At 48.5% G+C, this 8,164-nt stretch carries 6 protein-coding genes; 4 read left to right on the top strand and 2 right to left on the bottom strand.

The genetic code is table 11. From position 1 onward, the window contains the following. The first annotated feature begins 91 nt into the window (after nt 1-91). Both tnpA and QUA80_RS26930 read left to right on the top strand, forming a co-directional pair. Nucleotides 92-505 carry an IS200/IS605 family transposase gene (gene tnpA / locus QUA80_RS26935; protein ID WP_333428055.1) on the top strand — a complete coding sequence of 138 codons (414 nt, stop codon included), beginning with the start codon at nt 92-94 and terminating at the stop codon, nt 503-505. A gap of 117 nt (nt 506-622) precedes the next feature. Continuing rightward, a complete protein-coding gene (locus QUA80_RS26930; protein ID WP_333428054.1) occupies nt 623-1,228 on the top strand; it encodes a Uma2 family endonuclease in 606 nt (201 codons plus the stop codon). A 356-nt stretch (nt 1,229-1,584) separates the two neighbouring features. On the opposite strand, the gene QUA80_RS26925 is transcribed toward QUA80_RS26930, so the two are convergent. Continuing rightward, complete coding sequence (locus QUA80_RS26925; RefSeq protein ID WP_333428053.1) at nt 1,585-1,869, bottom strand: hypothetical protein; 285 nt, start codon at nt 1,867-1,869, stop codon at nt 1,585-1,587. A gap of 533 nt (nt 1,870-2,402) precedes the next feature. Here QUA80_RS26925 and QUA80_RS26920 point away from each other — a divergent pair. Beyond that, on the top strand, nt 2,403-2,978 hold the full coding sequence (locus QUA80_RS26920) for a Uma2 family endonuclease (RefSeq protein WP_333428052.1): 576 nt from the start codon (nt 2,403-2,405) through the stop codon (nt 2,976-2,978). A 98-nt stretch (nt 2,979-3,076) separates the two neighbouring features. Further along, a complete protein-coding gene (locus QUA80_RS26915) occupies nt 3,077-5,521 on the top strand; it encodes a GH116 family glycosyl hydrolase (RefSeq protein WP_333428051.1) in 2,445 nt (814 codons plus the stop codon). Nucleotides 5,522-5,603: 82 nt separating this feature from the next. On the opposite strand, the gene QUA80_RS26910 is transcribed toward QUA80_RS26915, so the two are convergent. Beyond that, nucleotides 5,604-8,164 (bottom strand): Ig-like domain-containing protein (locus QUA80_RS26910; RefSeq protein WP_333428050.1); only part of this gene is annotated, 2,561 nt, incomplete at its 5' end.

Here is an 8,164-nt window from a genome sequence, read left to right as displayed (position 1 = left end):
GAGCAGGATCTGTTGACATCCAAACATTATTTAAGTTTTGTCGCTGTGATATGTTGAGTATACACTATCAATCAACGAAGTCAATCACTCTATGGCGAGTTTGTCAAAAAAAGATTTAGAGTATCGGCACGAGAGTAACGCTGTCTCACTGATCAATATGCACTTTGTTTTTATCCCCAAGCGTCGCAAAGCGGTACTCGTCGGTAAAATTGCGGAACGGCTGCAAGAAATTATTTTTGAGGTCGTAACGGAAAACAGGTGGAAAATTATTGCCTTGGAAATCATGCCAGACCACGTACATTTATTGGTTAACGTTAAGCCGACTGATTCTGCTAGCTTCGTCATGCAGAGGGTTAAAGGCAGGGCTTCGAGTTACTTGAGGAAAGAGTTTCCTGAATTATTAAAATTGCCTACCTTGTGGAGTCCTAGTTATTTTGTCGGCAGTGTTGGCAACGTCTCAACCGAAACTGTGAAAAAGTATATTGAAAGTCAAAGGAATAAATAATATGGAACACTCGTAGCCTAAAGGCTACAACTGCGTTTCATCCCCGGCTTAAAAGACCGGGGTTCTCACGCGACGCGCTATAGAATAAGATTTTGAGCAAAAAACTATTAGTTTCTAATGGCTTACACCGCGCAAAAAATCCTAACTTTTGAAACATTCCTCGATCGATATTGTGACAACTTCCGCTACGAACTCGCTGACGGAGAATTAGTTGACAGGGAACCAACAGGCCCGCACGAAACCGTCAGCGGTAAACTAGCAACTCAAATCGGCATCGCCATCGCAGCCGAAAAACTACCCTGGTTCATTCCCCGCACTTGTTTGATCCGTCCATTTTCAGATGCAGCTACTGCCCGCCGTCCCGATATTGTCGTGTTAGATGAAACTGCTATTGTCAGCGAACCTCTTTGGGAAAGAGAGCCTGTGATTGCGCTGGGGCGATCGATTAAATTAGTTGTAGAAGTTGTCAGCACTAACTGGGAAACAGATTACGCGCGAAAAGTTGAAGAATATGCTCTTTTAGGAATTCCAGAATATTGGATCGTTGATGATCGCGGATTGGGAGGCGTGGCTTTTATCGGTAAACCGAAACAACCTACTCTTACTGTTTGCCAACTGATTGACCAAGATTACATCCAGCAACTATTTCGCCTCGGTCAACCGATTATTTCTCCTCTGCTAAAGAACTTGCAACTTCGGTTAGATGATATTCTACCGCGATAAAGTGGCGTGTCAAACTACATATATAAATTAGAGATAGGAGTCCAAGAACAATTTTTTTTTGAGAAAAATCGCTCGCAGCGCAGAAACATATAAAACCCCGGTTTTTGCGATGGAGTGGGTAATTTCTGAGAATGACTATCTCTTTGGGAATAGGATAAACTTGAAAACATCCGGCTGAGGCTGCCGGATAATTAAACCTGAAAAACATCGATCGCCAAATCTCCCCAAAGCCAGTTAACTGATTTAGAGAAAACTGTAACGAATCCAGATGTATTTTTGGAACAGAAAAAATTCTGCCTTCGATCGAAGCATTGACTAGCTTTACCGCAGCCCTGGGGGCTAGGGGCGATCGCTACTTACCGCTTTTTAGTTGCTTCTGGACTCAGAATCAACAACTGTTTTTCGCTAATTGATAAAACCAGAGGACGTTCTTTAGCAGGTGCACTTTTATGTAAAGCTTTAAACGCATACAATTGACCGCCGCGATTGATTAATAACCGCCACACTCTGGGATTTTGCGGATCGCTTGTATCGTTTGTTTCCCGTCCCTGCAGTTGATCGAATAAAGCTTTATCTCCAACGAGCGATTTTAAAGTGCAAAATCCAGAGACGGCGGAAGTAAAGATAACGTCCTTAGACATCTCTCGCCAATTTCCCGAAGTTGCCGAACTCTTTCTTTGAAACCCAACCTGCGGATATCGATCGACTGCGAAAAAATATCCCGTCAGGAACCGTTATTATTCACCCCTTCTGCCTGACATAATTCAATCAAATTGTCATCTTTGTCAATGATTTTGCGGCTGAAGTCGAGGCTTTGCATCAAAATTAGGAATTTATGGAATTTCTAGCACTGTAAACTCGATCGACTAAACGGTTATGTCTCGAAGATGCTGGAAAAAGATTGGGTATTCGATCGAGTTTACAGTGCAAGTGCGAAGAAGTTAGAGATATAAATCCTGTTCGGGACTTAGTATGGAGTCCAGAAACCGGGTTTTTTCCGAAATCCTCGTCACCACCCGAATCTTCGGTAAAAAACCCGGTTTATTCGATAGAAGCGCGTCCAGGACTGACAATGCAACCGAAAACGATATGACTTGATATTGATGATTCATATAGTAAAGAAAAGACTATGACACAATAGAATAGGTAATAGCCGATCGCGAGGCCGCACAATATGCTCAACAACACCATTACCATTCCCCAAACCTTCAAAGTAACTCACGAACAGTTCCAGCAAATTGCTGCCGTCAACCGTGACTTAAGACTGGAGAGAACAGCTACAGGAGAATTAATTGTTATGCCCCCCACTGGAAGCGATACAGGTAAGCGCAATCTAGATATAGAAGGACAAGTCTGGCTGTGGAACCGCCAAACCAAGCTGGGAGTAGCATTTAACTCTTCTACTGGTTTTCAACTGCCCAATGGGGCCGATCGCTCCCCTGATGCTTCCTGGGTTAAATTAGAAAGGTGGCAAACTCTCACAGCCAAAGAACAAGAAGGTTTCGCTCCCATTTGTCCGGATTTTGTTGTAGAATTGCGCTCTAAATCTGACAACATGGAACCATTGCGAGAAAAAATGCGAGAATACATCGCCAATGGAGCGCGTTTGGGATGGTTAATCGATCGCAAAAACAAGAAAGTTGAGATATACAGACACGATCGAGATGTGGAAATATTAGACAATCCCAGCAATTTGTCTGGAGAAGATGTGTTGCCGGGATTTATTTTAGATTTAACTGATGTGTGGTAACGCGAGGCAAGAGGCCCCAAATTGAGATGTCAAATGGGCTTTATACTATTAAAGCTCTGGCGGAATTTGACCGATCGCCCTTGCTGATAAAATAAATTATGAACGATCGCACATCTAATCCAAACATCCCCCCGCACGCCTGGAAACGTCCCATCGGCCTCGGTTGGGAGAATCCCTATACAGTCCGCTACGCAAGCAATCTCGACGACGGCCCCTGGCACGGAATGCCTCTGGGCGGGTTCGGTGCCGGCTGCATCGGGCGATCGCCCCGCGGCGACTTCAACCTCTGGCACATTGACGGCGGCGAACACATTTTTCGCAGTTTGCCGGCTTGTCAGTTCAGCGTTTTTGAAGAGACTCAAGGTAACAAAAAAGCTTTTGCACTGTCCACTGAACCGCCTACCGATGGTAGTTTATCTAGTTGGAAATGGTATCCATCGGAAGGAAGAAGGAAGAAGGAAGAAGGAAGAAGGGAAGAGTCAACTTCGGGGACTTATCATGCTTTGTATCCGCGCAGTTGGTTTGTTTATGAAAATGTGTTTGAGGCTAAATTAAGCTGCGAGCAATTTTCGCCTATTTTGCCGAACAATTATCAGGAAACCAGTTACCCAGTTGCCATATTTGAATGGGTGGCGCACAATCCTACAGATGCGCCGATTACTCTCAGCATCATGCTGACTTGGGAGAATATTGTCGGTTGGTTTACTAATGCTAATAAGTCGCCGACAGTGAAGGTGCGAGATGATGGCAGTCCATTTTATGACTATCAACCCCGGTGGGGAGAAAGTGCCGGAAATTTGAATTTGCTGGTGGAAGATTTCCACCGAATCGGTTGCGTGATGACGCGGTTGACTGCTGAGGACGAACCGCAAGAGGGGGATGGACAATGGGCGATCGCAACTATTACTAATCCGGCGGTAGAAGTATTCTATCAAACTCGTTGGAACCCGGCGGGGAACGGTGACGATATTTGGCGCAACTTTTCTGCTGAAGGTTTCTTGTTAGATGACAGAGACGAGACAGCAGCAGCAGTAGGGGAACAGTTGGCTTGTGCGATCGCAGTTCGCTTTACTATTCGACCGGGAAAAACTCGCAAAATTCCCTTTATTATAGCTTGGGATTTGCCAGTTACTGAGTTTGCATCTGGAGTTTGGTACTACCGCCGCTATACGGATTTCTTCGGCCGCAACGGCAAAAATGCTTGGCCGATTATTCGCACTGCAATGAAGCATTCCGATACTTGGCGCGAAAATATCGAAGCTTGGCAAAAACCGATTTTAGAACGGAAAGATTTGTCAGACAGTTTTAAAATGGCGCTGTTTAACGAGTTATACGCCCTGACTGACGGCGGTACTCTTTGGAGTGCGGCTGACGAACGCGATCCGAAGGGTCAATTTGCGGTTTTGGAGTGCATCGATTACCGCTGGTACGAAAGTTTGGATGTACGGCTTTACGGTTCTTTTGCTTTGTTGATGCTGTGGCCAGATTTGGAAAAGTCGGTGGTTTTAGCGTTCGCTAGGGCAATTTCTGCCGGAGACGATACGCCGAGAATTATTGGCTGGAATCAAGCCTCGGCTATTAGAAAAGCTGTCGGGGCGACGCCGCACGATTTGGGTGCTCCTAACGAACATCCTTGGGAGAAAACCAATTATACTAGCTATCAAGATTGCAATTTGTGGAAGGATTTGCCTTGCGATTTTGTGTTGCAGGTTTATCGTGACTTTTTGTTGACTGGCGGCACAGATTGCGAGTTTCTGCAAGAGTGTTGGCCGGCAATTGTTGAGGCTTTGGCTTATCTGAAAACTTTTGATGAGGATGGGGACGGAATTCCTGAGAATTCTGGAGCACCGGATCAGACGTTTGATGATTGGCAAATGCGGGGAATAAGTGCCTATTGCGGGGGTTTGTGGTTGGCGGCGCTGGAAGCTGCGATCGCGATCGGCGAAATCTTGGAAGATGCTACACCACAGATAGTTCCTAACCCTCAAGCACAGATAGCATTGTATCGCAGTTGGCTGAAACAAGCAAGACCTAACTATCAAGAAAAACTGTGGAACGGTCAATATTACCGTTTGGACAGCGAGAGTAAATCAGAAGTGGTGATGACAGACCAACTGTGCGGTCAATTTTACGCGAAACTGTTAGGACTTCCGGATATTGTGCCGCCAGAATGTGCAGTCAGCGCTTTAGAAACTGTGTACGAATCTTGCTTTTTGAAGTTCAACGATGGCGAGTTCGGTGCGGCAAATGGGGTGATGTTAAACGGTTCGCCGGAAAATCCGAATGCGACTCATCCTTTGGAAGTTTGGACGGGGATTAATTTTGGGTTGGCGGCTTTTTTGGTACAGATGGGGATGGAGGAGAAAGCCTTTAAATTGACGGATGCGGTGGTGAAACAGATTTATGAGAATGGGTTGCAGTTTCGCACGCCGGAAGCGATTACCGCCGGGGGAACTTTTCGGGCGAGTCACTATTTGCGGGCGATGGCTATTTGGGCAATTTACTATGTGATGAGTTTGAAAACCCCAGATACAGGTAGATGAAGGGCAATAAACGCAGATATGATCTGATTTATCTGCGTTTATTGGCGTTTATTTGGGTTGAAAATAAGGCGCGATCGATTTACTAAATTACGGTAAAGTCTTGTATTCCGATCGCACTAGCTTGCACTCCATTCAAAGCAGCCAACAGTTGACCGTTCTGACCGATCCTGATGAAAGCTGCATTAGGGTTTTGGGTAATACTAAGTTGAGCAAAAGTTAGACCGCCCGCTAACACCAGCAAATCTTCACCTTTGGTGAAATTAGTAATTATATCGCTGCCTTCACCTGCTGTTAAAACAAAGCGATCGCGCCCAATGCCACCGTTGAGAATATCATTTCCCAAACCCCCAATCAGACAATCGTCACCTTTGCCGCCGTAGAGAGTATCGTTGCCCTCATCGCCGCACAGTCGATCGGAACCGCCGTTGCCAAACATCAGATCGTTGCCAGCAGCGCCGCACAGGGAATCTGGCTCGCCGTTAAAGTCGATCGCGCTGTCTCCTAAAATAGTATCGTCCCCCTCGCCGCCGCAAATGCTATCACTGCCGCGATCGCCCAACAGCAGATCGTTGCCTGTACCCCCCACCACAACATCATTGCCCTTGCCCCCGTAAACCGTATCGTTGCCTTTTCCGCCGCTTAAAGTATCAGCAGCATCTCCCCCGTTCAAGAAGTCGTTGCCAGCACCGCCAAACAGCAAATCGCGTCCATTGGAGTCAGGGTTAGACGGGTCAAAACTGCCTCCAAACAAGCAGTCGTTACCCTGATACCCAACCAGAGTGTCATTGCCTTTGTCGCCCCAAATCAAGTCATCGTCTTTGCCGCCGATCGCCGCATCATCGCCCTTACCCGCGAAAATGAGATCGTTGCCGGCATTGCCGTTGAGGTAGTCATTGCCACCGCCGCCAAACAGCAAGTCTTGGTCTGCATCCGGGCCAATGGGGTCATTGGCAGGCAGTCCGCCAAAAATATTATCGTTGCCCCTTTCACCCAGCAGAATGTCGTCGCCGTTGAAACCGTTGATAGCGTCGCTGAGATTGCTGCCGGTGAGGAAATCGTCGCCGTCAGTGCCGTTGAAAGTGCGATCGACTGAATTCGGGCCGGGAATCGAACCGATCGCGGGCAGGGTAATCTGTTCGCAAATGCAATCAGTATCCCCGCCGCGAACGCTGTCAGAGTCAACAGGAGTTTCCGTGGGAGTTGGTGTCGGAGTTTCCGTGGGAGTTGGTGTCGGAGTTTCCGTGGGAGTTTCCGTATCCGTGGGAGTTTCCGTATCCGTGGGAGTTTCCGTATCCGTGGGAGTCGGAGTCGGAGTTTCCGTGGGAGTTTCCGTATCCGTGGGAGTTTCCGTATCCGTGGGAGTTTCCGTATCCGTGGAAGTCGGAGTCGGAGTTTCCGTGGGAGTTTCGGTGGGAGTCGGAGTCGGAGTTTCCGTGGGAGTTTCGGTGGGAGTCGGAGTCGGAGTTTCCGTGGGAGTTTCGGTGGGAGTCGGTGTCGGAGTTTCCGTTGGAGTCGGTGTCGGAGTTTCGGTGGGAGTCGGCGTCGGAGTTTGCGTGGGAGTTTCGGTGGGAGTCGGCGTCGGAGTTTGCGTGGGAGTTTCGGTGGGAGTCGGAGTTGGAGTTTGCGTGGGAGTTTCGGTGGGAGTCGGAGTTGGAGTTTGCGTGGGAGTTTCGGTGGGAGTCGGAGTTTGCGTGGGAGTCGGCGTCGGAGTCGGAGTTCCCGTCGGAGTCGGAGTTTGTGTGGGAGTCGGAGTTTGCGTGGGAGTGGGAGTTGGAGTCGGAGTTCCCGTGGGAGTCGGCGTCGGAGTTTGCGTGGGAGTGGGAGTTGGAGTCGGAGTTCCCGTGGGAGTCGGCGTCGGAGTTTGCGTGGGAGTTGGAGTCGGAGTTCCCGTGGGAGTTGGAGTCGGAGTTTGCGTGGGAGTTGGAGTCGGAGTTCCCGTCGGAGTCGGAGTTGGCGTGGGAGTCGGCGTCGGAGTTGGCGTGGGAGTCGGCGTCGGAGTCGGAGGGTTATTGACAACAATGCTTGCTGTGACGATCGCAGAATCAGCTTTCCCGTCATTAGCTTTGTAGGTAAAAGAGTCTGTCCCTGCAAAACCAGCATTCGGAGTGTAACTGAAAGAACCGTTAGCGTTAAGGGCGATCGACCCTGTAGCCGGATTTGTCACCAGAATCGCCGTCAGCGGGTCGTTTTCCGGGTCTGTATCGTTGATTAAGACTCCCAAACCCGTCACGTTGAGACTCGTATTAAAAACAGTGGTATAGCTGTCAGAATTGGCTGTAGGCGGGTTATTGTTGACGTTTACAGTTACGGTAGCGGGTACAGAGTTAACTATCCCGTCGCTGACTGTGTAGGTAAAGGTGTCTGTTCCAGAAAAGCCTGCGTTAGGAGTATAAGTGAAAGAACCGTCTTTGTTGAGGGCGATCGACCCTTTCGTCGGATTTGCGGCCACCGCAGCAGTCAGCGTGTCAAAGTCCGCGTCGGAATCGTTCGCTAAAACTCCCGGCACTATTTCGCTGAGGACTTTTCCCGCACTTGTGCTGTAGCTGTCTGGTTGTGCTGTTGGCACATTGTTAGTGACGTTGAGATTCACCGTACCGGGGACAGTTGCAGCGCCGTCGCTAACGCTGTAAGTGAAGGTATCAG

Source organism: Microcoleus sp. F4-D5, assembly GCF_036704885.1.
GTDB lineage: Bacteria > Cyanobacteriota > Cyanobacteriia > Cyanobacteriales > Microcoleaceae > Microcoleus.
The sequence above is the reverse complement of the archived record's forward strand: the minus strand, read 5'-3'. Positions and strand labels throughout refer to the sequence as shown.

Excerpts from the sequence above, each read along its gene's own strand:
- QUA80_RS26930 (WP_333428054.1), top strand. The coding sequence starts at position 623 with ATGGCTTACACCGCGCAAAAAATCCTAACTTTTGAAACATTCCTCGAT.
- QUA80_RS26925 (WP_333428053.1), bottom strand. The coding sequence starts at position 1,869 with ATGTCTAAGGACGTTATCTTTACTTCCGCCGTCTCTGGATTTTGCACT.
- QUA80_RS26915 (WP_333428051.1), top strand. The coding sequence starts at position 3,077 with ATGAACGATCGCACATCTAATCCAAACATCCCCCCGCACGCCTGGAAA.
- tnpA (WP_333428055.1), top strand. The coding sequence starts at position 92 with ATGGCGAGTTTGTCAAAAAAAGATTTAGAGTATCGGCACGAGAGTAAC.
- QUA80_RS26920 (WP_333428052.1), top strand. The coding sequence starts at position 2,403 with ATGCTCAACAACACCATTACCATTCCCCAAACCTTCAAAGTAACTCAC.